Annotated in this window: 21 protein-coding genes; 11 read left to right on the top strand and 10 right to left on the bottom strand. The window is 43.1% G+C overall.

The window, feature by feature from the left end:
- Nucleotides 1–79: 79 nt before the first annotated feature.
- A complete protein-coding gene (locus M9194_RS05890; protein WP_250611703.1) occupies nt 80–307 on the bottom strand; it encodes a hypothetical protein in 228 nt (75 codons plus the stop codon).
- A 95-nt stretch (nt 308–402) separates the two neighbouring features.
- Between M9194_RS05890 and M9194_RS05885 the strand changes: the two genes are divergently transcribed.
- Nucleotides 403–726 carry a hypothetical protein gene (locus tag M9194_RS05885; protein ID WP_250611702.1) on the top strand — a complete coding sequence of 108 codons (324 nt, stop codon included), beginning with the start codon at nt 403–405 and terminating at the stop codon, nt 724–726.
- 19 nt (nt 727–745) lie between these two features.
- Here the strand turns inward: M9194_RS05885 and M9194_RS05880 are convergent, their stop codons facing one another.
- Nucleotides 746–2,113: a PAS domain-containing sensor histidine kinase gene (locus tag M9194_RS05880; protein WP_250611701.1), complete on the bottom strand. Its 1,368-nt coding sequence runs from the start codon at nt 2,111–2,113 to the stop codon at nt 746–748.
- A 342-nt stretch (nt 2,114–2,455) separates the two neighbouring features.
- Between M9194_RS05880 and M9194_RS05875 the strand changes: the two genes are divergently transcribed.
- A complete protein-coding gene (locus M9194_RS05875) occupies nt 2,456–4,420 on the top strand; it encodes a tetratricopeptide repeat protein (protein ID WP_250611700.1) in 1,965 nt (654 codons plus the stop codon).
- 98 nt (nt 4,421–4,518) lie between these two features.
- On the opposite strand, the gene M9194_RS05870 is transcribed toward M9194_RS05875, so the two are convergent.
- From M9194_RS05870 to M9194_RS05855, 4 genes are all read right to left on the bottom strand, one after another.
- Complete coding sequence (locus M9194_RS05870) at nt 4,519–5,160, bottom strand: histidine phosphatase family protein (RefSeq protein WP_250611699.1); 642 nt, start codon at nt 5,158–5,160, stop codon at nt 4,519–4,521.
- A gap of 21 nt (nt 5,161–5,181) precedes the next feature.
- On the bottom strand, nt 5,182–6,006 hold the full coding sequence (locus M9194_RS05865; protein ID WP_250611698.1) for a 3-deoxy-manno-octulosonate cytidylyltransferase: 825 nt from the start codon (nt 6,004–6,006) through the stop codon (nt 5,182–5,184).
- A 92-nt stretch (nt 6,007–6,098) separates the two neighbouring features.
- The gene (locus M9194_RS05860) at nt 6,099–7,439 is read right to left on the bottom strand and encodes a glutamine synthetase family protein (protein ID WP_250611697.1); all 1,341 of its coding nucleotides are present in this window, start codon (nt 7,437–7,439) and stop codon (nt 6,099–6,101) included.
- 128 nt (nt 7,440–7,567) lie between these two features.
- The gene (locus M9194_RS05855; RefSeq protein WP_250611696.1) at nt 7,568–8,323 is read right to left on the bottom strand and encodes an SDR family NAD(P)-dependent oxidoreductase; all 756 of its coding nucleotides are present in this window, start codon (nt 8,321–8,323) and stop codon (nt 7,568–7,570) included.
- 427 nt (nt 8,324–8,750) lie between these two features.
- On the opposite strand from M9194_RS05855, the gene M9194_RS05850 reads away from it, so the two are divergent.
- The 4 genes from M9194_RS05850 (at nt 8,751) to M9194_RS05835 (ending at nt 13,980) form a co-directional block, all read left to right on the top strand.
- The gene (locus tag M9194_RS05850) at nt 8,751–10,499 is read left to right on the top strand and encodes a bifunctional lysophospholipid acyltransferase family protein/GNAT family N-acetyltransferase (RefSeq protein ID WP_250611695.1); all 1,749 of its coding nucleotides are present in this window, start codon (nt 8,751–8,753) and stop codon (nt 10,497–10,499) included.
- A gap of 317 nt (nt 10,500–10,816) precedes the next feature.
- Entirely contained in the window at nt 10,817–11,446 is a 630-nt protein-coding gene (locus M9194_RS05845) for a histidine phosphatase family protein (RefSeq protein ID WP_250611694.1), read from the top strand.
- Nucleotides 11,447–13,183 (top strand): ATP-binding protein, encoded by a 1,737-nt coding sequence (locus M9194_RS05840; protein ID WP_250611693.1) that lies wholly within the window; start codon nt 11,447–11,449, stop codon nt 13,181–13,183.
- A 233-nt stretch (nt 13,184–13,416) separates the two neighbouring features.
- A complete protein-coding gene (locus tag M9194_RS05835) occupies nt 13,417–13,980 on the top strand; it encodes a hypothetical protein (RefSeq protein ID WP_250611692.1) in 564 nt (187 codons plus the stop codon).
- Between the two features lie 71 nt (nt 13,981–14,051).
- On the opposite strand, the gene M9194_RS05830 is transcribed toward M9194_RS05835, so the two are convergent.
- On the bottom strand, nt 14,052–14,852 hold the full coding sequence (locus M9194_RS05830; RefSeq protein WP_250611691.1) for a ParA family protein: 801 nt from the start codon (nt 14,850–14,852) through the stop codon (nt 14,052–14,054).
- Nucleotides 14,853–15,023: 171 nt separating this feature from the next.
- On the bottom strand, nt 15,024–16,232 hold the full coding sequence (locus M9194_RS05825; protein WP_250611690.1) for a multidrug effflux MFS transporter: 1,209 nt from the start codon (nt 16,230–16,232) through the stop codon (nt 15,024–15,026).
- Between the two features lie 157 nt (nt 16,233–16,389).
- Between M9194_RS05825 and M9194_RS05820 the strand changes: the two genes are divergently transcribed.
- Complete coding sequence (locus M9194_RS05820; RefSeq protein ID WP_250611689.1) at nt 16,390–17,292, top strand: LysR family transcriptional regulator; 903 nt, start codon at nt 16,390–16,392, stop codon at nt 17,290–17,292.
- Between the two features lie 50 nt (nt 17,293–17,342).
- Here M9194_RS05820 and M9194_RS05815 read toward each other — a convergent pair whose 3' ends face one another.
- Nucleotides 17,343–18,431: a C45 family autoproteolytic acyltransferase/hydrolase gene (locus M9194_RS05815; RefSeq protein ID WP_250611688.1), complete on the bottom strand. Its 1,089-nt coding sequence runs from the start codon at nt 18,429–18,431 to the stop codon at nt 17,343–17,345.
- Nucleotides 18,432–18,902: 471 nt separating this feature from the next.
- Here M9194_RS05815 and M9194_RS05810 point away from each other — a divergent pair, with 471 nt between their 5' ends.
- From M9194_RS05810 to M9194_RS05795, 4 genes are read left to right on the top strand one after another with little or no spacing between them, the layout of a single operon-like run.
- Nucleotides 18,903–20,240, top strand: a complete 1,338-nt coding sequence (locus M9194_RS05810) for an extracellular solute-binding protein (protein ID WP_250611687.1) — start codon at nt 18,903–18,905, stop codon at nt 20,238–20,240.
- Nucleotides 20,241–20,252: 12 nt separating this feature from the next.
- Entirely contained in the window at nt 20,253–21,158 is a 906-nt protein-coding gene (locus M9194_RS05805) for a carbohydrate ABC transporter permease (RefSeq protein ID WP_250611686.1), read from the top strand.
- Nucleotides 21,155–21,991 (top strand): ABC transporter permease subunit, encoded by an 837-nt coding sequence (locus M9194_RS05800; RefSeq protein ID WP_250611685.1) that lies wholly within the window; start codon nt 21,155–21,157, stop codon nt 21,989–21,991. Before M9194_RS05805 ends, M9194_RS05800 begins: the two co-directional genes overlap by 4 nt.
- Nucleotides 21,992–22,004: 13 nt before the next feature.
- Nucleotides 22,005–23,102 (top strand): ABC transporter ATP-binding protein, encoded by a 1,098-nt coding sequence (locus tag M9194_RS05795; protein ID WP_250611684.1) that lies wholly within the window; start codon nt 22,005–22,007, stop codon nt 23,100–23,102.
- A 93-nt stretch (nt 23,103–23,195) separates the two neighbouring features.
- Here the strand turns inward: M9194_RS05795 and M9194_RS05790 are convergent, their stop codons facing one another.
- The gene (locus M9194_RS05790; RefSeq protein WP_250611683.1) at nt 23,196–24,302 is read right to left on the bottom strand and encodes an L-rhamnose/proton symporter RhaT; all 1,107 of its coding nucleotides are present in this window, start codon (nt 24,300–24,302) and stop codon (nt 23,196–23,198) included.
- Nucleotides 24,303–24,507: the final 205 nt, after the last annotated feature.

Genomic DNA, 24,507 nt, shown 5'->3' with positions numbered 1-24,507 from the left:
TATGCGTTATTTGACGTATTATCACCATCAAGTATTCAAAGTTAAAGACATTAACTCTGGTTCCTTACACAAAATACACTTATTCACAGAACTCCAAGTTAAAAGGTGGCGCGAGCTTTGATTCAAAGCGCCATTGCATAAAACGAGTCACAATCGCTTTGCTCAATGCAGTAACACCCTTAAGTACTTTTGTTAGCTCAGTTTCACAGTAAAGCGTTGTTTTCACCTCGTCTGTGCTTTGGTCTACTGACAACTCATAGTACGGATGGATGGCCTGTTCTTTTCGGCCACAGAACACGCCACCCATTTTCTCTATAAAGTTTTTCTAATCACCTTTGTCTGCTGTTCTGCTTTAATTTGACCGGACACTTCAATAAAGGAATATAATCCTGATATCGAGGTGTGTATGACAAGAAGAAAAAACAGAACTTATACCAAGACTTTAAAACAGCACAAGCTGCCTCAAAGCAATATGAAATCCTAGTTGATGTAGCAGGAATTGGAGACGACTATGGGACGCCTCGAGGTAGAGAAAAGTACATGGAGCAGTTTAAAAAGGCGCGAGAGAAATTAGGTTATCACGATCAAATTGTGGAAGAAGAAAAGCAAGCTCGGTCTAGCTCAAAAAGTCAATCTTTCTCATCAAGAGTAAAGAGCAGGATGGAGTTTGCTTATGATCTCCTTCAACCAATTTGCTTCGCTCCACTTGAAAACTACTTCAGTTAGTCTGATGGCTATTACAACATCACTCGTAACTCACCCTAGTATCAATCTTTAACTTATCTAGAACCGTTATACGATCTTTAAAGGAAGAACCACTATCGAGAGGGATCTCGATGTGAAAATGGCATCCATTGCCTGGCTCACTATGGCATTGAATAGTGCCATGCAGTTTATGCGTCACTAAGTTGTAAATAATATGGGTACCTAACCCGCAGCCTCCTTGCCCTCGCTTTGTCGTCACAAACGGATCAAAAATTTTCGCTAATAGAGCCGCTTCGATTCCTAAGCCGTTGTCTTTGTAATCGATGACAAGTACTCGCTCTGCCTTACTTAAACAAATAGAGATCTCATGAGGCGCATTGGCAGCTTCAAAACCATGAATCAGTGAGTTGAGAATCAAGTTAGAATAGATTTGAGCAAATGCTTCTGGGTAGCTATCTATCTCAAACTCTGGAATGCACTGGGCCTCAACGATAACCTGCTTTTGCTTGAGTTTTTGTTCATGTGTCGATAGCACTTGATGCAGGTGTTCTTCCAAGTTAAACCGACAGTGCTCATCAGACGCTTGCGTGACCGCTACCTGCTTAAAGCTGGTAATCAGCTCGACCGAACGTTTAAGGTTAGATTGAATAAGCTCAACGCCTTTTTCTACATCATCTAACAACTCCTCGATATGCTGCTGTGTCATTGCACCAGAGGTCAGCCCTTGCTTAAACTCAGCCAGTTGTGATTGGATAAACGTTGATGATGTCATGCTAACACCTATCGGCGTATTCACTTCATGGGCAACACCTGCGACAAGTGAGCCAAGCGACGCCATTTTTTCCGACTCGACTAATGTTCGCTGTGCATGCTTAAGATCGTCGTACGCTTTCTCTATCCCAAGAATCGCTGTGATATCGGTGCACACCTCGACGTGTCCAACTGGTTCACCGCTCAGGCTGTATAAGTAATGAGTATCGACCCGAAACTCACGATCAAACTGGCTGAAGAAGGTTTCTGTTTCTCCTTTTCGTAAGCGCCACACTCCGCATTTTTCTGTTTGGCATATCGCTGCTCCCCAATGATGACATTGCTTGCCAACAAATTCCTTTTTGGGCTCATCGAACAACTGCTCTACTGGTTTGTTAATAAAGGTCCAGTTCATCTCCAAATCGGTCACAGAAAGTGGAGTGGGAAGAGAATCTAGCATCTGTTCATACCAATAGTATTTATTTGCCACTTCAAGATAAAGCCGCCTTGCTCCCCAGACAGTAAAGCCAAACAATACAAAGCAGAATACCCAAGACAGCCCCGACATCACCCCATGGGTAGCAAAAATATAGCCAACCATCGCCGATAAAATTGCTACCACGACGACAAGAAGAGCGAGCTTTCTGCCAAATGTCATTTTGGAGTCCTACTAGTGATCCTGCTCCATTAACTTTAGCTTATTCCATCCAAATAGCATTTCATTCGAGAAAGCGCGAGAGTGGCGTACCAGCCTTAATGCACTAACCATTGTTAATAAGAACTGATTGGATAAATCCATAATGTCGATAAATTTAAAAATTCATGACAAATATTGTTAACATTTGCTTACATTTAAAGCCTAGATATAATGTGTACGTCTTGATTTAGCAAAAGCTTTAAACCATTAAAAAATCAATACAATATTAGAAAGGCGTACGATTAAAACTATTCATAAATTCGCCACTTCCACAGTCAAAATTAGCCAATAAAAAGAGTTACAATGAGCCTAAAATTAAAACAAGTCGCTATCGCCGTGTCGGTTACCGTGCTAGGTGCCTGTTCAACCATCCCTCACACTTCTCCTGAGCTTTCAAACTTGATAGCAAAAGCAAAATCTGGTGATGCCGTGAGTCAAGCTCGGCTTGGAGAACGCTACTACGATGGGAAAGGGGTTAAACAAGACGACCAACTCGCCAAGAGCTGGTATCAAAAGGCAGCGAAGCAAGGCAATGCTGACGCCGAACGTAGCCTGGGTGATATGTATTATTACGGTGATGGCGTTGAGCAAGACTACACCACCGCAAAAAAATGGTATTTACAAGCTGCCGAGCAAGGTGATGCCAATGCTCAAAATAGCCTAGGCGATATGTACTACTTTGGCCGCGGTGTCGATATTGATAATCAAAAAGCCGTCGAATGGTATCGCAAATCTGCGGAACAAGGTAACCAATATGGCGAGTTCAATCTAGGCTACGCCTATGAACAAGGCTATGCCCTTCCAATCAATAACAAACTAGCTGCCACTTGGTACGAAAAGTCAGCCAAACAAGGTTATGCTCAAGCGCAAAATGCTTTGGGTAACCTTTACCAACAAGGAAAAGGCGTACCAAAAAACAACAAAACCGCCGAAAGTTGGTATCAAAAGGCCGCCGCTCAAGGTGACGCCACCGCGCAACTCAACATTGGCTACCTGTATGATTACGGCCTAGGCGTAGAGAAAAATGCAAAAATAGCCTTCGGTTGGTACAAAAAATCAGCACTCAAAGGCAATGTCGACGCCGAATATAACCTAGGCAATATGTACCAATATGGCGTCGGAACGAAAGCCGATCTCAAAATTGCCGCAAAATGGTACGCAAAAGCGGCGCAAAAGCACGATGGCGATGCCGCTCTTGCTCTAGGCTACATGACCGAGCAAGGTAAAGGAGTCAAACAAAATGATAAAGAGGCATTAGGCTTGTTTGAAATAGCTTCTTTTTATGGCAATGTCCAAGCTGAGTATGAAGTGGGTCGATACTTTGAAGACGGCATCATTTTCGCTAAAGATGATCAACGAGCATTCACTTGGTACAACCTAGCCGCGCACAGCAACAACATTGATGGTCAAAATAGTGTCGGTCGATTCTATCAATATGGAATAGCCGTACCACAAAACTACCAAAAAGCCGCCTATTGGTTTAAAAAAGCAGAAGCAAATGGCAGTAAGTACGCCAAAGACCACTTAGCTTCGATGTACCTTTACGGTCAAGGGGTGAAGAAAGATTATCAAAAAGCGCTGACCATGTTTAGGACAGCAGCTAAGTCAGACGATGGCTATGCTCAGGACATGATTGGCTGGATGTACGAAAAAGGCTTAGGTGTTAGAAAAAATGATAAAACCGCCGCTTCTTGGTACTTAAAATCTGCCAACCAAGGTGACTCTAGCGGCCAAAATGATTTAGGTCGCGCTTATCAATATGGTAAAGGCGTTAAACAGAGCAATCAAAAAGCGGTGAGCTGGTATAAGAAGTCAGCGGCGCAAGGCAACTCAGATGCTGAGTTCAACTTGGCCTACATGTATGACGGTGAGAAAGGCGTGACTGATTATGCGAAAGCGAAAAAACTGTATGAGAAGCTATCGAATGACAATACAGACGCTATCAATAATCTAGGTGTCATGTACCACTCTGGCCACGGTGTGAAAAAGAACATTGCCATTGCTGGCATGTTATATAAAACAGCAGCTTTAGACGTTGACGCCACCGCTCAAGAGAACCTGGCTAACTTGTATGAAGATGGCATCGATGTCGAGCAAAACTACGTTAAAGCCTATGCCTGGATGAAAGTCGCTGCCAGCAATGGTGATCAAAGTGCGGCAGAACAAGCTAAGTCGATGAAACCGATCCTCTCGGAGTCTCAATTAAAAGCTGCAGATCAATACGTAGCCACACTTAAAAAAGCGATGAACACTCACCCAAGCGCCTAGTTATCATAGATAACCAGACACCAGCGGCATAGTGTCGCTGGTGTCGTTTTAAGAGGCGGCTTGAGGGCAGGTACTGGCTCTCTTATCCGAAGCTGAAGTTACTTACTTGGCTTTAACGCCCACTCGGTACAGCGCCACGAGTCGTCAGAATTTGCGTCATGCTCAAAAATACAGATCCCACCAGTAGGGACTTTAAGGCTCTCGTATTGATATGACTCATCCAATACATTGCTAAATCTCATCAATCCATTACTACTGACCAGCAAAACAGTTTGATTGGCATATTGGTCTACAATAGACGCAGCAAGCCGATGCCAAGATTGTTCAAGCTGCTCAGGGTCGACAAGCCAACCATCAGGCACGATAGCATCTTGGTTCCATTGTTTGATGATCGTTTTACCTTTTTCCATATCACCATGACCAAGACGCAGCATGACCGCTTCTTCTGGCTGGTTCTCATCAGGGCCATAATCGATCTCGTTTAGAAAATGAGATTCCACAATGTGCGAAGCATCATAATCCACTTGCTTGCAAATGATCTCTGCCGTTTGTTTATGTCGTTTTAAAGGCCCAGATAACACGACATCGGGCAGCAAGTTATTTTGTAATAAATACTGGCCTACCGCTTCACTACGCGCTGATTCCACTAAGTCTAAATCAGTACGAGCGCCAACTCTCGTCGGTGTCTCAGAGGGTAAAAAAGTATTGCCATGTCTAGCGATAATAAGTGTTGTTGTCATGATATTTTACTTTGTCCGTGTTCACAGCTGGTTAATATCAAATTCACCATTTTTAGCAATGATCTTTTCCGCTCGCTCAATGTCTTCAGGGCTATCCACACCACTCATTCCATCGCGACCTTGGTAGCTTACTTCAACCATCTTGACTGGCACGGCATTTTCAACAAATCGCATTTGCTCCAGCCCTTCACACTGCTCATACAGGCTTTCGTCCATCGATAAATACGCTTTCAGAGCATCAAGGGTATAGCCATATAAGCCAATATGTCTAAGCACTGGTGAGTACTCACTTTGCTTTTGCATATCCTGCTCTTTGCGAATCGCGGGGACAATATTTTTACTAAACGTCAACGCACACATGTTTTTATCCACTTGTACCGTGGTACCACTAAAAGGCGTGACTGCTTTGGTTTCTCTGAGCGTATTTAGCTCGTCCCAGTTGAGTCTAACAAAAGGTGTAAAGACTTCGCCGAGGTTGGACTGACTCCAAGAATCGATAAGCGATTGGATAAACCAAGGTGGGCACAGGGGATTATCACCTTGTAAGTTGATGATAAAGTCTGGTTTGCTCTCAAGCTTACCAATAAGATCGTAACAACGCTCTGTGCCACTTTTGCAGTGTTCTGATGTGTACTGGAAAGCGATATTGTGTTGTTTGCAAAGTTCACCAATACACTCATCATCGGTGGCAATGACAAAATCGCAGTGCTCGTTTTTACTGCACACATGGTGCGCAATATCGGCCACTCTTAGCAACATTTCTCGGCCAGCAATTTTCAGCATTGGCTTTCCTGGTAAACGCGTACTTCCGTAACGGGCAGGAATAATAATTAGCACTTTTTTCATTGAATTTGTCCGACTATGAGCTTGCCTGAGCCAAGCTCAGAAAGGTAAATAACACAAATGACGAGAGTATATCATAGCTTCACCGAACCACTTCAATATCGGTTCAGTAGTAGCTTCACTTCCTCATCAAAAGACAGGCCACTGATATAATCCCATTCAGCTTGACGCACAGATTGAAAAGCTTGCTGCAGGTTCTCTCCCATGGACGCTTTTAGCATGTCATTACTTTTATACTCAGCCAGCGCTTCAAATAAAGTGGTGGGTAGACGATAAATATTGCGTTGCTTTCTTTGCTGCTCCGAAAGTAGCCCGGGATCTTGATTGCATGGTGGGGGAAGCTGCATCTTGTTTACTACCCCATCCATCCCAGCGGCAATAACCACACCGAGTGCTAAATAAGGATTGGCTGATGCATCCATCGTTTTTAGCTCAAATCGAGTTGGGCTCTGATCAAAACCAGCGAGTCTAAGGGCGGCCTCTCGATTTTGCTCTCCCCAACTCCCAAATGCTCCACTCCAGTAGTGAGGTAAGAAGCGACGATAAGAGTTCACACTGGGAGCCGTCACCGCCATAATCGCTGGCAAATGACACAACACTCCAGCCATAAAACATTGAGCCTCTTCACTCAGTGCATACTGTTTAGATGGGTCGCAGAAGATATTTTTACCCTTGCGCCATAAGCTAACATTCAGATGACAGCCACTGCCTGCGGATTCTTCGTAGGGCTTCGGCAAAAAGCTGGCGACAAAGCCAGATTGCGCTGCAATGGCTTTTACCGTTTGACGAAACCAAACATTTTGATCGGCGCACTGTAAAACGTCGGTATGTTGCAAGGAGATCTCAAATTGGCCAGGTGCAGACTCAGCATGGACTAAATTCACCCCAATATCTTGCGCGCTGAGAGACTCCGTGATTCGCTCTAAAATGTCCGCGGATAAATCTAGTGCCATTGACTCGGCATAAATACAGCTATCGCTTGGTTGTGAAGGTGTGCATTCCTCTGAAGCATGCTTTAGCAAGATAAATTCAAACTCTTGCCCCATTTTAAGCTCAATACCCGCATCTTTTGCCATCGCCACCATTTTGTTCAAAAAGCCTCGTGGGCAATACTCCCACATAGCCCCCTGGTCATGCATTGCACACATGACGCTAGCGTGTTTGGTTGAGTACGGCAGTAGTTGTAAGCTCGACCAATCTGGCATCAGCCTTACTTCGCCAACTGGAGAAAGGCCAACTGGATTGGCGACGACCGTATCAAACATCGCGGGCTGAGCCTGGGCGGCTTTGGTTAAACCTACCCCATATTGAGAGAAGTGCTCCAGCCTATCGATGGGGACAGCCTTAGCGCGGACAATATTGGCGTTATCACAGTATTGAAAACGGACAAATTGTATTCCAGCACGAGTTAATTTTTCTTTGATTTGCTCTAGCATCACCCTCTTCCTAACGTAAATAGGCAAGTAGATTTAATGCAACCAAATTATCATAACTCGTGAGTTTCTCTATTTTTACACTCAATAACTTTTAACTGCTCGACACTGATGTTTTGTGATTGAGTGGTTTAAGTCTCATCAAGAATATATTTGGGAGAAGAAGGTGATGTGTTTATCCTAGGGTACAGTGTCAAGTTGAGTTCAATATCGAGCGTTTCTACAACCGTGTTTGAACCACTATTAAGAAGGTATTCAACCGCATGGATCACTTCCCAAGAGCCAAGCTTATCCTGGCTGATCATGTTGATCCCTTTCGTCATGGTGGCATCGCTTATTCCTGGGCACAAAGCGGTGACTTTTACGTTGTAGGGTGAAAGTTCTTGCCTTAGCGCGGAATTGAATCCCACCACCGCATATTTTGATGCGCAGTAGCCTCCTAAATACGAAAGCGAACGTTTTCCAGCTACCGACGCAATATTGAAGATGTAGCCATCGCGCTGTTGTTTCATTTTCTCACCAAAGATCTTTGCAACCGCAAACACACCTTTTACATTCAAGTCCATCATTTCTGAAAACTGTTCAAAGTCGAGATCTAAGGTGCCCGGGTAAGCAATTCCAGCATTATTGAATAGCACATCCACTTTACTCACTGAGCTCGCTATTTCTTGCAACTTGGGTATCGAGACCTTGCAATTGGCAAGGTCAAGCGGGTGCACATCAATCTGCAAGCTTGGGTAGGATTCAAGAATTTCACCCTTTAGTTGGTGCATCGCGTTACCATCCCTAGCAATCAAAATTAAATTGTACCCTCGGTGCGCAAGATATTGCGCCATTGCTTTTCCGATACATTTTGACGCACCTGTTACTACAGCTGTTTTGGTCATTGAGCGCTTCCTACTTCAACGGTATACCCGGAGCTTATATACCCAAGTTATCCTTTACTTACAGAAATCTCAGGTAGCGTTATGATTTCAAAGCGCAATTAAACACAATTAACAGGCGAAAATGTTAAATGAAAATTAAGATTTAATTTTAATTTATCACGTCTATTTAATAATATTTCCATTAGATTATAAAAATACTAAAACTTCTCACCAAACGTTTTTAATTGCGTTAAAAAAAGATATGCCCAGTATTATTTAAATCTCGCTAGATAATTCTCTAATTTTTGGCGTAAGCACCGATTAAAACTATCCCCTGTCATTAAAGGTTAAACATTCGTTAACATCACTTTAACCGCTGAGCACTTTTTCTGTCATACATCCGAGATAGCATTAGCCATGCGATAAACAAGCAAAGGTTGTTAAGGACATGACTAGCCCGTTTCGTTTGCCGAGAAAAACCCCATTTGGAATCGGTGAAAACATCGCTGAGTGGGCCATAGGATTAAGCAAGCTGGATAAATTCTATGCCGAACGCCCACTAGGCTGCACTACCTCTTCATTTCTTCGTTACACTTTAGAAACCCTAGGTATTCAGTATAAAGTCACTCATGGAGAACTTACCGGAGTGCCCACACATGGCTCAACGTTGGTGGTAGCCAATCATCCACTAGGTTGTGTTGAAGGCGTCATTCTCGCTGAGCTACTATTGATGATTAGACCTGACGTTAAAGTCTTAGCTAATCATTATCTAAAAAACATTCCTGAGTTAGATGAGCTTTTTATTGGTGTGGATGTGTTTGAAGGTCAGCAAGCCAATACCGCAAACCGCAACGCTTATCGACAAGCTCGAGATCACCTCAATCAAGGGGGGCTTTTACTGATCTTCCCTGCAGGCGAAGTATCACAGATGGTCGATAGAAAAACTCAGCGACTAGAAGATAAAGAATGGAGTCGCTCTGTCAGCGCCTTCATAAAAAGTAGCAAAGCGACCACTGTGCCTGTTTTTATCCAGGGAGCCAACTCAAAAAGCTTCTATATGGCTGGAAAAGTGCACCCCTTTTTACGAACCTTAATGCTAGGCCGTGAACTTCTCAATAAACATCAGCAAAACATCAATATATCCATTGGCGAACCGATCAAATACAAAGAACTCCATCGGATAAAAGATGGGCAAATCGTCAGCTATGTCCGACTCAATACTTATTTGCTCAACCCTTCACATCAAACTAAGCGCAATCCCTCTCCCTGTCATCAAATCGAGTCGCCTTTAGCGCCAGCGTTATCTTTGGCAAGCCTTCTCGACGATATAGAAAATATACCCACAAAACACCACCTTTTAAGTAGTGGGGAATTTGATGTCTACTGCACGACTTCGGAGCATATTCCGGCGATCTTGCATGAAATTGGTCGATTACGAGAAGAAAATTTTCGCGCCGTTGGCGAAGGCACGGGACGTTCATTGGATATCGATGATTTCGACCAACACTATCGTCATTTGTTTGTCTGGGATCGAGATAACCAATGTCTAGTGGGAGCTTATCGTTTAGGCATGGTGGATCAAATCTTGGACAACCACGGCCTGGATGGACTCTATTCAACAACCTTATTCAACTACGACCATCATTTTTTACACAAGATGGGGAAAGCCATTGAGCTCGGACGCTCTGTTATCGCAGCCGCTTATCAAAAAAGTATGAGCGCCTTACTGCTACTTTGGAAAGGGATTGGCCGCGTCATTGTTCAAAACCCTCAATATACGCATCTGTTTGGCCCAGTTAGCATCAGCAATGACTACAGTGAACAAGCTCGTCAGTTATTAGCCGACACGATGACGCTGCACTACTACGACACTGACAGCGCAAGTTATGTCGAAGCGTCTAATCCGTTGCATTCATCACCACCCGTTTGGAATACCAGTTTACTCACCGCGCTTGGAGATTTGCAGCTGTTATCCAAAGTTATCGCTCGTATGGACAATGGTAAAGGCGTGCCTGTACTGCTTAGGCAGTACTTGTCCATGAATGGCAAGCTAGTCTGCTTCAATGTTGACCCTGAGTTCAATGGTGCGCTAGATGGACTTATCATGGTGGATTTGAGGAATGTTCCGCTGAAAACATTAGGGCGTTACATGGAGCAAGAGCCAGCAAGGCAGTACCTAGGTTCTCATCAATGTTAATCAAGTTTTCATGGCACTAAATAAATTCAGCTAAGGCAACACTACAACGCATAGCAAAGGTGCACTGAGTGTATTTACATGGTGCACTTTTCCTTTTTTTATGCAGTCAAGTGAGCACAAAACTACTCGAAACTACGGTCAAGTAAAACATTCTTTCCGACTCGAGCGCGTCAAAAACAAGAAACCCGCCTCCCAACGTGACAAATCTGTATTCGGTCTATACTTCAAGTGTATTAAAAATCAAATTGGATGTTTCGATATAACACCAATGAAGCCATTATTTAAAGCGATAAAGGATTGTCTATCTAGGTGATGCAATGGAATGCAAAAAACAAACAAACTATGGATGGAAAAAACTAGCCCGCTACTTGACTGCGACCCTTGTCCTTTTTATGACTCCACTCTTCTCTGTGAATGCCGAGCGCCTGTCGAGTAATGAACTTATTACTTCGTTAAAATCTGGAGGCTATATCATTTATATGCGTCATGGCCCAACAGATCAAACACAAAAAGACTCTATCAAGCCCGATTTTAATGACTGCAACACGCAGAGAAATATTTCTCAGTCAGGATATCAAGAACTAGAAAGGATATCGCAAAGCTTTCGGTCTTTAGAAATACCCGTCGGTGACGTCTTTACTAGCCCTTATTGCCGATGTGTAGAGACGGCAAAAATAATGTTTAATGAGTATCAAATTGAGCCAGATCTTGCATTTTCTCTTACCAAGGATGAACAAGAATCAAGGTATCTAGGAAATCAACTTTACCAAATGATGCTGGACTCGCCCAATAATAACCAAAACACCGTTTTTGTCGGGCATACCTCTAATTTAAAGGAAGGGTTAGGAGTTTGGCCTAAACCTGAGTCCGTGGTAGTCATTTTCAAAAAATTAAACAATGAAATCATCTATCAAGGTATGATTCACCCGTCAGAGTGGCCTAAATAAATGTCCGAAAATGAAGACAACAAACACGCTCTCAAAAGTGGTGGGTTATGGTCTCTTTCGATAAGAGGATGGTTCTTAGTTTCTCCTATATTGGCCATTTTTCTAACCATTGTGTTTTTTATCGCAACCAACAACGTGATTACCCAACATGAGCGCATTTTCGCTAAACTGGAAAGGCAACAGCTGCCAGAAATCACAAAGTTTTCAGAACTGATTATCAATCTAACAGACGTACATAACCAATTGACCTATTTACTGATTTCCACCATCAGCGAGCCAGATGAGGAAAGAGTTTACGTAGAAGGTAAAAGCATTATTCGACAAATATTGTCAATTGAGGAAAAGCTTGAGCAAGAATTAGTGAAAAACGAAGGGCTATTCCATGATAATAAGGAGATCTACAAAAGGATCTATGATGACTTTATTCTGTATAAAATCGCTGTTTTTGGGGCAATAGAACTCTCTACAGTCAATGCGAAACTCGCAGAAAAAGAGCTAAACAATGCCAACAAATTCATGTATGACTTGGTCAGAACGTCCCAGTCCCTCGTCAAACATAGCTGGCAAAGCTTAACAGGGCAATACCATGATGCCTCTGGCTCATCGCATGATAGTGGCCTGATATCAGGCATCTCAATCATGACCATTGCACTGATGATCCTGTCAGCAATGTACTTCTCTAAGCGATTGACTCGCGATCTTATCAACATCAATGACTCCTTGATCCAGCTCTCTCGTGGTAATGAAAATATAACCTTACCGGAAAATAGCCCACCTTATTTACAAGACAGTATTCAGGCCGTGAAAACGTTTCAACAAATGCTCATCAGTCAACAAATACAAAAAGCAGAGCTTAAATCCCTAAATGATGAGTTAACCAAACATAAAGCGAATTTAGAGCAAACCGTGCAAGAAAGAACCGACGAGGTCAAAAAGTCGTATGAAAAGCTTAAAGAGGCAGAGACCAGTTTAATAGAGTCACAAAAACTGGCTGCATTAGGTGCATTGGTTTCAGGCATCTCTCATGAAATAAATACACCCATTGGTATTTCACTTACTGCTGCGACGCATCTTATTGAAGAAACACAACAAATAGTCAACCAAAATGAAAAAGGGACTGTTCATCAGCAAGATTTCGACAATTTCACCGAAGACACCATTGAGATCTCAAACATTATTATTTCCAACATAGAGAGAGCGTCTGAGCTGATTAAAAGCTTCAAAGGTGTTGCTGTCGACCAAACCAGTGAGAAAATGAGAACCATCGAAGTGAAAAAATATATTGATGACATCGTACTCAGCTTAAGGCCACAGCTAAAGAAAACCAATCATGAGATTCGTATCCTCTGCTCCGCTACCATTACCGCCAACACTATTCCTGGTGCACTATCGCAAATACTGACAAACTTGATCATGAATTCCGTTACTCACGGTTTTGAAAATATAGATAAGGGCACAATTGAAATTTCCGTAATCACGCGGGAAAACGACGTAGAAATTGAATACAAGGACAATGGCATCGGCATGAATGATGAACATCAGAAAAAGATCTTCGAGCCTTTTTTCACCACTAAGCATGGTAAAGGTGGTAGTGGCCTAGGCATGCACATAGTGTATGATCTGGCGACAAAGACCCTACAAGGCAGTATCAGTTGTAGAAGCACGCTAGGTGAAGGAACGGTATTTACACTTACCTTCCCAAAAAACCTTGAACATAACACAGTAGATCCTATATAACGGGCTGCTAAGTTGCATACCGAGTAATACGTGATCTAAGCAACATTTGTTTTCTCATTTGACCAGATATTTCCCTTTCAATATTCATCACAATTTACTAACCTTGATCAATAAATCGTTATCTATCTCAATGAAATAGGTGGATTTATATACCTTCACATTGACGTCACTTATATTTGATCATGGATGTTCCAAACCTGCCTTTAATTCTCGTCATTAAATAGGGGAACAAAATGAGCTCAATATCAATGAAAGCCTCAGATTTTAGTAGCAACTGGGGAACCCACAATTCCGTTACCAACGGAGATACCAATACCTTTAATATCGGCAGTACTGTCAACATATTCGGAGGAGCGGTCAATCGTTTCTTTTCGGTTGAATATGGCCAAGTATGCCCAGCTCTCACTTGGGTCTTAGCGGGTAAGCATTATAATTGGACCTTATCAAAAACCGCCGCCACCGGATTGAAACGTGAAACAGTAGGTCAGAAGCTGTCTGCCATTAATAGCAAAATTTCCGCTAATGCCAGCAATATAGAAACAAATTTGGACCAAATAAATTCCAATAAATCTTCCGTAAACAGCAATGATCTGCGTTTATCCTTATCAGATTTTGAAATTAACAAGATCAAAATGCGTTTGAAACAAAGCCAAATAGAGCAACTAGATTGTGATGTACTCTCAGAGCAAAACAGTGTACGTAGTAACAGCGTTGATGCTCAATTATCCAATGTAGGCTCTGCAGTCAATGACTCCGATGTTCGTATTCTTACTGGTGGCTTAACCATTTTTGCGTAACCGTCGCAAAACCAAGAGGAGCAAGGTAAAAAAGGCTCCTCATATCATTATGAGCCTGCTTCTAATCCCTCTTAACTGGTAGCTTTTTCTTTCTCTAACGTTTTTGCCACCGCTAAATGAGAAAACAACTCGATAAAGTTGTGTGTCAATTTGTGCTTTGGATGACTGTAGACCAATGGCGACTGCTCAAAATGAGACTCTTTCATTTTGACCGATTGAGGTAGGTAAGGCTCGAGTACAGGTAAGCCTAGCGACTTGACCGATTCGATGATCTGCTGCGGGAAACGAGCTTGCGAGTTGTACATATTGACCACGATACCTTCAAGCTCTAGATCTCGGTTATGATCATCACGAAGTTCCGCCAAGTTATCTAACAGTGTCATTAATGCTTGTTGGGAGAAACTGTCACAGTCGAAGGGTATCAACAGTTTTTGCGCAGCAATCAGGCCCGCTTTACTGTAAAAATTTAAGTTCGGTGGGGAGTCGATAAAGATACAATCGTAATTTGGCTGGAGCTCGTCGAGGGCCTCTCTGAGTTTGTAGATTTTGTATCGGCGTTCGAGGTCATTTTCCATTGCCGCTAAACGTGGGCTCGATGGGATGACATCCAGGTTTTCATGTGCAGTCTGGTGGGGAAAATCTTTGATTGGCGTGGAGAAAGAAAACCAAGAAGAAGTTTGGTCAAATAAATCGGCGATGGTCTTATCGCTTTTCTGTTGGATATCGTAGCCGAGATAATGGCTACTGTTTCCTTGCACATCGAGATCAAACACTAACGTTTTGAGCCCCTGACTGGCACTCACGGCCGCCAAGTTGACTGTTATGCTCGACTTCCCTACTCCACCCTTTTGATTAAAAACGATTGTGCGCATCTACCTTGCCTCTCAGAACTCATCATATGTTACCCATTGTATAGCATACAAAACAGCGAATCTCCGTTCGTTTATTCATTCTGGTTAAGTTCAGCGCACAAATCTCACAATAATACCCCTGCCGATAGAATCTAGGTCACACGACACTCTCACACCAATAATCTGTCTTTCCTAATGACTCAATACCTTAGAGCGTCGAGCAAACTTGGACAACACTACCGCAAACAAAATCGCAGCAAGTACTAAGAAGAACCAACCTAAATGCATAGATGACGGAGAATAAAGCGATAAAAATGCTGTACCAATAACGCTCCCTAAACCATAACGAATGCTGGCTAGCGCCGCACTGGCAGAGCCCGCAATGGTTTTGTAGTTTTCCATCGCCGCTGAAATTGAAGGCCCAAAGCTAAAGGCAACTCCCCAAAATAAGAACCAAGCTGGAATAATGAAAGTAAGGGCATTTTTAGCAATATACGTGTTGGCTAAAAGCATCATTAGCGCGCCAAACAACATAAAGCTGCTTCCAATCAAAATAGATCGATTGATACCCAAACGCCCCACATATTTATTGGCCGATAAGGCGCCAAGCATAAACATCACAGCAAGAGACGCAAAATAAACTCCATACATAGATTGAGACACATGGTATTGCTCAATCAAAATAAACGGTGACACGCTGCTTAGGGTAAAAAACAAGATGACACTTGCAATACTAAACACGCTATAGCTCAACAAATGCTTGTCTGACAAAATCTTGCCGTAATTACGAAATACCGATGTAAAGCTCGACGGTGCTTGAGAGCTCGACGTGTCCTCTACAAACATCACCGCTATGACGAGTGCAAGCGCGCCAAATAAAGACAGGGCAACAAACGCTGCACGGAAACTATGAAAGTGCTCTTGGAGCAAACCACCAATAACTGGCCCGATGATAGTCCCAAGCGTAGTGGCGCTGGATAAAATGCCAAACCCTTTCGCCGCTTCAATACCCGCGTATTTGTCACGAATAATGGCGAAAGCGGTAACCACAGCCGCTGATGCTGCTAGCCCTTGTAAAACACGAACAGCAATCAATACCGTTACATCTTGCACTAATCCGCAAACAACGGAAGCCAAGGTATAAACAAGCATTGCGGCAATAGCACTTTTTCTGCGGCCAAACTTATCAGAAAGAGGCCCGCTGATCAGTTGGCCAAAACCCATAGCAAAGGTATAAGCCGTCATCGTAAGTTGAGCTTGAACCGTCGTGCTTGATAGAGAACGAGCCATATTCGGCAAAGATGGGGCATAAATGTCTAACGATAGGGTGATGATCGCCACCATCGGACCGAGTATCAAACAAACCAATGTCATTTGGTCTGGAAACTTAGCAAACTTCATTACAGAATCTCGTTTTTTGTTCTGTGAACCTATAACCCTAGTCACTAGGGGATATAACCATTTGCTTTATTCTAGCCCGACATTTAATTTATAAACAAAGCATGTAATTTAAAAACACTGTTTCCATATAGAAACAATAATAGATAGGTGCGTTAAGGTGAAAAGCAATATTCAAAACAACCTAAAAGCCATGGCGGTCTTTGCCAAAGTAGTAGAAACGCAAAGCTACACCATGGCGGCCAACGCGCTACAAATATCCAAGTCATTAGCCAGCAAAGAAATCTATTGGTTGGAGCAAGAGCTCGGGGTCAAACTGCTGCATCGAACCACAAGAAAAGTCCATATTACCGAAGTTGGACTCGCTTATTACCGATACTGTGAGCGAATCTTAACCGAGCTAGACGGGGCGAACGCAATGATTGAAAAGCAGCAATCCGAGCCAACCGGACTCGTAAAAGTGCTTTCACCCATTTCTTTTGCGCATTTCAAGTTAATTCCTGTCGTAAACCAACTGCTTGCCGAACATCCAAAATTGCAAATTGATCTCGAGCTGTCAGACCAAGATGCTACGCTACTTGCGCCTAACTTTGACGTTTCGATAATCATTTCAGAACGGCCACCCGAATCCTATGTGGCGAAAAAGTTGATGGATATAGATTGGGTATTTTGCGCCTCGCCGAATTTTTTCAAGAAGCACTCAAGGCCCAAGCAACCTGAGCAACTGGCGCACGTCGACTGCTTAACCTACCGACAAAGACATCCCGTGCACCACTCCATTACCTTGCGTCATCAAAACAAAGAGCCCGTTAACATCGATATAAACAGTAAGTTTCGTTGCAATACCAGTACGGCATTATTAGAGGCAGCAATATCCGGATTAGGCATCGCCTACCTACCCAAGTTTATTGCCCAGCCAGCGATTAACGACAACAAACTCACGTCGATTCTGGATGATTGGTATTTACAGCCCGAATCCGCCTATGCGATTTACCAAGCCAGCCATTTTATGCTGCCAAAAGTACGTGTTCTGGTCGAGGGCTTAGAAAGTATTCATCGATAACAGCAAAAAACAGTGGAATCACCTTAGCGATTCCACTCATTAATCAACCATTAAAGAGTAACATTTAGGCTATCCATGATGGTAAATTGATGCTTAGGGGAGAAGTGCAAGGTAATGTTAACTAGGTTCTCTTGGATTTCGAAGATCCCGGTCGTAAGCGTTTGAGCATACTCACCTCCAGAGTCACCTTGACGATACAGGGTGTTTTCACTGCCCTTCTCTTGATCAAACAATATGGTGGTAATTTTGTCACTCGAATGCGACGCAAGAGAGTCAAAGATGGAGGTCATTCTTCGTTCACGATACAAAGAAGAGCTGGTTTTTCGGTTGGGCAATTCTCTTAATCGTGAAGATTTTAAATGATTCGCATGACCATAGAACTCATTATTTCTCAGTTGAATCACTTCACATTGATTAGCGGAGGTTTCAACACTAAAGATATAATTTTCCCCAACTTGTGCTAGACCATGATGATAACCAGATGCTCTATCTTTACGCTGCAATAATTCAATCGCTTCCACCAGTGAATTCGCATCTAAAATGGCTCTTGAGATAAATTGTCTTGGAATGCCCGGTTTGCCATCATAAGCACGGATATTATTGATGGTTTGCACTAAGCCTTTTTCATTCACCGAAATAGCATTACCAGCAATCAGTCCTGGGTAGATAAAGCTTTTAAACATGTTGCCGTTGTCAGGGATCACCGTCACCCACGCGCATTTACCCAAAAACTCAACATCCCCATCCTCATTGTGTGCAATGTAGGCGGGGCTTTCATTGGTACCTGGCAGGAAGATGGTCGTACAACCATGAACAGATGCCGTCTCATTTCGCTCCGAAGGAAAGGTAAAATCGCCGCGGCAATTCCACATGAAGATAGTATCAAAGGGCACACCTGCACCTTCACTGATCCCCCTGACCTCTTCATAATAGCCAGAAGAGAACTGTTGTGCGTCCGCTTTCAAGCAGTCGAATTCGTTACTGTCTGACCACTTTTCTAGAAGGTGGGTTAGTTCTTGGTTTTTTAATAAGCTTTCCTGGATGGCAGCCTTAAAAAACTGCCCTAGTTGAAAGCCAATTTGGAAATGATCGCCTTTTATAGTGAGCTGCGGGATATAGGGTGAGTGTCGTCTAGTCATTCCAATTCTCTCTTGTTTTTATTGTTGTTATACCTTTCAGTTGGAGGCGGAAAGGTGAATGTATTTTTGTTGCGCTATGATAGTCCATCCAGAGTGTGATATCAGCGTCAAATAACTTTTAGTTTTAGGAAAAAAACGAGACTTAAAATAAACTTTTATCAATTTATCTATTTAATTTTACAACACTCCGTACCCATTAATTGAATATAAAGCTACCGTCTACTTAATGGGTTGCATATTTAAACCCAAGCCATTTGTTAAATTTCAAAACAATCAATAGTAGCAATTTGTTTGATGGGAAATATTATAAATATATGACAAACCCAATATGATACATTATGTGAATGATTTTTAATGGTTCATTTCTGGTTTATATTTTTTGAGTTAATTTCATCTAACGAGCGTAAAATCTTTGTCATATTTCATTGCTAGGCTTTCGAACAACTACTACTTGTTGTCGAGAATTTTCTAATGAAAAAAATGCGCATGAGTAAGGCCGTCTTGTTGGTCGCCTCTCTAATATCAACCAGTGCTATGGCTCAAGAGCGGACTCAGATCCCTTTTTGGAATGCTATGACTGGCTCGTTACAGACGACGCTACAAAAGATCGTCACCGAATTTAATCAGTCACAAGATAAATACCAAGTCATATCGGTGCCCAAAGGCAGCTACGAAAGCACCTTGACGGCTACGATAGCCTCAGTTCGCAGCCACACATCGCCCGTACTTACCCAAGTTTACGACGCGGGTACCGTGACTATGATGAGTGCAGGTGACCGAGTGTATTACCCAGTCCAACAACTGTTTAAAAACACGGATACACCACTCAACAAAGACAACTTCATTCCAGCAACACGCTCTTATTACAGTAATGGCGCTGGCGAAATGCTTTCCATGCCATTTAACTCATCCACTCCCGTGCTGTACTACAACAAAGATTGGTTTAAAAAAGCAGGCATAACTCAAGCGCCTAAAACATGGCAAGAGTTCAAGCAAGACGCGCAAAAACTGGTGGATGTCAAAGGTGCACCTCAATGTGGATCTACCACCGCTTGGTTTATGTGGGCGATGTTTGAGAACTTCTCAGCCATTCAAAACATCCCTTACGGTAATAACGAAAACGGCTTCAGCGGCAACAGTACCGAATTGCTACCTAAGCCTAACTACTTCATCAAGCAGCTCACCCTGTTAAACGATATGAACAAAACGCACGCCTTCCAATACAAAGGCCGTGATAGTGCTGCCACCAGCTATTTCCAAAATGGCAGCTGTGGCATGCTCATCGACTCTTCTGGCTCATACGGTCAGCTTAAGAATGGCTCTAAGTTCAATTTGGGCGTGACGAGCTTGCCTTATTGGCCAAATGCGGTTGATAACAAACCATACAAAGGCATTATCGGTGGTGCATCAATCTGGGCACTAAAAGGACACTCACAAGCACAGTATCAAGGTGCTGCCGCATTCTTGAAATTCCTAACCTCGGATAAAATTCAAGCACAATGGGCAAAAGCAACGGGTTACGTCACTGTCACTAAGTCTGCAGAAAAGTACCTTGCCAACACTGGTTTCTTTAAAGCAAACCCTGGCACCAAAGTCGCTTACGATCAGCTTTCAAGAGACAGAGTGGCACCGAAGGGCGATGATAACTCGCGAGGCATGCATTTAGGTTTCGACCCTGAAATCCGTGACGCTGGGTACAATGCCATCGAAAGTATGTTCCAAGGCAACATTACTCCTACTCAAGCCATTGAACAGTTGAAGTCAAAAGGAACGAAGATCCTTCAACAATTTAACTCGATCAATAGTTAATCAGGAGCCACGGTGAATCACCCTCAAACTATTGAGCAAGTTGGATACAAGCACCCTTGGGTCGCTTGTATCCTTTTGCTTCCCCAGTTAGCCATTTCGGTTATCTTTTTTTACTGGCCTATGGGCAGTGAATTTCATCAATCTTTGTTTCAAACCGACCCCTTTGGCTTTTCTCAGCGCTATGTTGGACTGAAAAATTTCTCCGAGTTATTGGGCTCATCTCAATTCTGGCATAGCTTTTTGATTAGTGTGGTAATGGCTATTCTGATTACGGTGGGCGTCATGGCATTGACTCTGGTGCTATCGACCATGGTTAACTCGGTAAAATCTAAGCCACTCTCCTTGTTGTATCGCACCTTTTTCATGCTGCCATACGCGATTGCTCCGCCAGTAACTGGAATGATTTGGCTATTCGTTCTCTCTCCATCTGTGGGCATCATTCCCCACTACTTGACAGAGCTTGGCATCAATTGGAACCCGGCACTCAATACCACGAACGCTTTCATACTGGTAACCGTTGCAGCAATTTGGAACCAAGTCGGCTACAACTTCTTGTTTTATTTGGCGGCACACAAAGGGATCCCAGGGGCACTTTACGAAGCGGCGACACTCGATAACGCAAAAACAGTACGAAAATTTACTAAGATCACGGTGCCAATGCTCAAGCCAATGTCACTTTACTTAGTGATCGTCAATTTCATCTATAGCTTCTGTTACATCGTGGGGCTTATTGATGTGACGACCAAAGGCGGCCCTACTAACTCGACCAATGTATTGGTGTACGAAACCTACCAAAAAGGGTTTGTAAACAATAATGTAGGCATGGGCGCTGTCCTTTCTGTCTTGCTGCTCGTCATCGTAGCCAGTCTGGTTTATATCCAATGCAAGTTCTTAAAGCCTAAGGCGGACTACGCATGAAAACACTCAATTTTTGCTTAAAGCATTTGTTCCTTATCCTATCCGCTGGGCTGATTTTACTGCCACTTTGGATGGTCATCTCAGTGGCTGGCACTCATAACACCGATGTGATTGGCTCAACCGCACCGCTTTACCCAAACCTCTCTTTACTCATTGATCATATCAACGAAGTCTTGTTCAAAGGAGTATTAGGTTTGCCGCCGTATGTGGATTTATTGTGGCGAAGCTTTGTGATGGCCGCGAGTATCGCGATTGGCAAAATTCTGCTGTCTATCTGCTCGGCGTATGCCATAGTTTATTTTCGATTACCCTTTAAGCGCTTTTTCTTTGTGGTGATCTTCTTAACCTTGATGCTGCCAATTGAAGTACGTATGTTGCCAAGCTATCAGATCATTGTCGATTTCCATATGATCAACAGCTACACCGGATTGATATTACCGGTGATCGCATCCGCAACTGCTACCTTATTCTTCAAACAATTTTTTGAAACCATACCAGTTGAATTACTGGAAGCGGCTAGACTTGATAACGCTGGCTATTTCCGCTTCTTATTTAAAATTGTACTACCACTATCGAAAACCAATATCGCCGCTATTTTTCTGATCATGTTTGTGTATGGCTGGAACCAATACTTGTGGCCTTTGATGATCACATCGAAGCCTGAGTTTTACACTATCACGATGAGCTTAAGTCAGCTCAGCACATCATTAGATAGCCAACCTTTATGGTGGCAAGCCATGGCCGGAACCCTTGTTTCTACCATACCTGTCATCATCCTTATGATCGTCATGCAAAAATTCTTTGTTAAAGGCCTGATCCAAACCGAAAAGTAACGGAGCCAACATTATGCTAACTATCAAAAACCTCAGTAAGAAATACCCCAATGGCTACGAAGCGATTAAAGCACCTGGCTTAAGCTTTTCAATCGAACCGAATGAGTTTGTGGTGCTTGTCGGACCTAGCGGCTGCGGAAAATCCACACTACTTAGAATGATTTCAGGCCTTGAAAGCATTACAGCTGGCAGCATAGATCACGATGGGTTTCGCATGGATGATAAAGATCCCGCGAAACGTAAAATTGCCATGGTGTTCCAAAACTACGCACTTTATCCACATATGAGCTGCTATCAAAACATGATGTTTGGTTTGAAAAACCTAAAAGTGCCCAAAGCGGAAGCCCACGAACGTATTGTGCGCACAGCCAAAATGTTAGATGTTGAACACCTTCTAGAGAGAAAACCCGCTATGTTGTCTGGTGGCCAACGTCAACGAATTGCCATTGGCCGTGCGATTGTGAAAAAGCCTAATATCTTTTTGTTTGATGAACCCCTCTCCAACCTAGACGCACAGCTGCGTAACCATATGCGCATGGAAATCAAAAAGCTGCACAAACAGCTCAATGCGATTTCCATCTATGTGACTCACGATCAAACCGAAGCCATGACGTTGGCAGATAAACTGGTCGTGTTAAATAAAGGGGAAATCGAGCAAATTGGTACACCACAAGAAGTGTTCGAAAACCCCAACACGCTATTTGTCGCCAAATTCATTGGCACCTCGCCACTTAACCAGCTTTCAGCGGACGACATACCTGTTAGCAAACTCGGTGGACAGATACTGGATGAAACGAGAACACTAGCGATTCGCTCAGAGGATATTTGTTTTGAACCAGATTCAGCCCGAGAGCCATATTTAGTGCTTGAAAATGGCAAACTTGAAGAGCAGGAAATACTAGGTACCGATTCTTTATATCACTACGATTTTTCAGGCTTACAAGTCACCGCTAAAGGCTCAACCAATCGTCCACAAAATGATTCTCAAACACTGTATTTACCATGGCGAAAAATCATACAATTTAATGACAAGGGTGAGAGTTTAAACGAGGTAAAAAAGTCACCTGGCAACAGCCCGAAGCTGCGTTTGCACACATCTAGTGCGGCATAATGGGTTGGTTAACTCGAACCGATGTAATTGGCGAGGGTTAAAGGAAGATTAAAAACGAATAGAGGAGCGGCAGCTCCCCTACTGCGTGATAGATTATGAAGTTTGCTGAGTCACTTGACCAGCCGAGCTGGTTTTTGCCACCACGGCATGCTGATCTGGTTTATTAATGGAGTTCACACCAAAAACAATGACAGCAGCAATAAATAGGACTAAAGATGAGGTAATCAACTTCTTCGCTTTTGCTCCCGCACCTTTCCATTCACCGTGAACAAAACTCCAAAAGTTTGCTGTAAGCACGATAAAAATCATAAACAGTGGCCAAGCGATGGTTGGCGCTAACGCCCCACCGATGAGGGCTTGAGCTTGGCAAAACAGTAGCACTGACCCCCAAGCACCAACGCCCATTAGTAATGCATAGAACCAATTGGTGGCGGCACCTTTTTGCAGCAAACTCGATAGTGATTTTCTGCGATAAGCAAGACAGGCAAAATAAATAACATTAGGCAAAAACGCACCGACAAATATGAGCGTGAAAGCAATGGTGTTCGCTGGTAATAACGTCGCCCCATTCTCTATCGCTGCATGCGATAAGGTTGGATTCGCATAGGTATAAGAGTTCCCTTGAATAATACTACCCAGCCCAGAAAGAATGGCAAAAAACACCCCTAGAATCATATACAAGACACTGCTATTTGCTTGGCTATTTTCTTGATGAGTCTCTTGACAAGCTCGCCTCGCTTCACCCGCTAAAATCGTGGTGATCACAGCGACAACAAATATCACCGCCCCTAACAGCTGCAAATAGGCATATTTAGTCCCAAGAAGTGATTGATTCCAAAGCAGTGGAAGCAACGCGCCACCCGCCGTTCCCATAGAAATATTCACAACAAAGCTCACGGCCAACCCGGTCCGTTTAAGCGCTAAAACGAAAAATAGCTGGCTGATCCCCCAAAGTACACCTCCTACTAAAACCAACTCAATATAATGGCGCGGAACCTGACTGATCTGAGTAAAAATTTCAGGATCGAGGGCAAAAACACTTAATACGGGCAATAATATGAAACCAAATAAGGTATAACTCAACCAAACAACTTCATCATTCCACCCTTTCATCCATTTTGACGGCGTCACATAAGAACCATTAATGAACCCGGCGACAATACAAAGAATGATAGGAAGCAGTACATACTGCAAAGACATAGCATCTCCTAACGACATAAAAACTCGGCTTTAATTTTGAGCCGTAAAAAAATTGCCGCATTATCACCAATTTTGGCTACAAAGTTCAATGCCATTCACGCCTTGATTTTACGATCAGCGCAATTATTTGATAAAACTCTAGATAGGAATAGTCTTGCTGGCCACTTACTCCCTTGGTTTGCAAAATCCAACGAGAAATTTAAGA

Origin of the sequence: Vibrio sinus (assembly GCF_023634645.1) — a bacterium.
In the GTDB taxonomy this organism is placed as follows: Bacteria; Pseudomonadota; Gammaproteobacteria; order Enterobacterales; family Vibrionaceae; genus Vibrio; species Vibrio sinus.
Note: the sequence above shows the minus strand (reverse complement) of the source record. Positions and strands in the feature narration are given on the sequence as shown.

Coding starts and splice junctions, on each gene's coding strand:
- M9194_RS05845 (WP_250611694.1), top strand. CDS start 10,817: ATGGAATGCAAAAAACAAACAAACTATGGATGGAAAAAACTAGCCCGC.
- M9194_RS05810 (WP_250611687.1), top strand. CDS start 18,903: ATGAAAAAAATGCGCATGAGTAAGGCCGTCTTGTTGGTCGCCTCTCTA.
- M9194_RS05855 (WP_250611696.1), bottom strand. CDS start 8,323: ATGACCAAAACAGCTGTAGTAACAGGTGCGTCAAAATGTATCGGAAAA.
- M9194_RS05830 (WP_250611691.1), bottom strand. CDS start 14,852: ATGCGCACAATCGTTTTTAATCAAAAGGGTGGAGTAGGGAAGTCGAGC.
- M9194_RS05875 (WP_250611700.1), top strand. CDS start 2,456: ATGAGCCTAAAATTAAAACAAGTCGCTATCGCCGTGTCGGTTACCGTG.
- M9194_RS05870 (WP_250611699.1), bottom strand. CDS start 5,160: ATGACAACAACACTTATTATCGCTAGACATGGCAATACTTTTTTACCC.
- M9194_RS05835 (WP_250611692.1), top strand. CDS start 13,417: ATGAGCTCAATATCAATGAAAGCCTCAGATTTTAGTAGCAACTGGGGA.
- M9194_RS05890 (WP_250611703.1), bottom strand. CDS start 307: ATGGGTGGCGTGTTCTGTGGCCGAAAAGAACAGGCCATCCATCCGTAC.
- M9194_RS05815 (WP_250611688.1), bottom strand. CDS start 18,431: ATGACTAGACGACACTCACCCTATATCCCGCAGCTCACTATAAAAGGC.
- M9194_RS05880 (WP_250611701.1), bottom strand. CDS start 2,113: ATGACATTTGGCAGAAAGCTCGCTCTTCTTGTCGTCGTGGTAGCAATT.
- M9194_RS05795 (WP_250611684.1), top strand. CDS start 22,005: ATGCTAACTATCAAAAACCTCAGTAAGAAATACCCCAATGGCTACGAA.
- M9194_RS05860 (WP_250611697.1), bottom strand. CDS start 7,439: ATGCTAGAGCAAATCAAAGAAAAATTAACTCGTGCTGGAATACAATTT.
- M9194_RS05865 (WP_250611698.1), bottom strand. CDS start 6,006: ATGAAAAAAGTGCTAATTATTATTCCTGCCCGTTACGGAAGTACGCGT.
- M9194_RS05850 (WP_250611695.1), top strand. CDS start 8,751: ATGACTAGCCCGTTTCGTTTGCCGAGAAAAACCCCATTTGGAATCGGT.
- M9194_RS05800 (WP_250611685.1), top strand. CDS start 21,155: ATGAAAACACTCAATTTTTGCTTAAAGCATTTGTTCCTTATCCTATCC.
- M9194_RS05790 (WP_250611683.1), bottom strand. CDS start 24,302: ATGTCTTTGCAGTATGTACTGCTTCCTATCATTCTTTGTATTGTCGCC.
- M9194_RS05825 (WP_250611690.1), bottom strand. CDS start 16,232: ATGAAGTTTGCTAAGTTTCCAGACCAAATGACATTGGTTTGTTTGATA.
- M9194_RS05840 (WP_250611693.1), top strand. CDS start 11,447: ATGTCCGAAAATGAAGACAACAAACACGCTCTCAAAAGTGGTGGGTTA.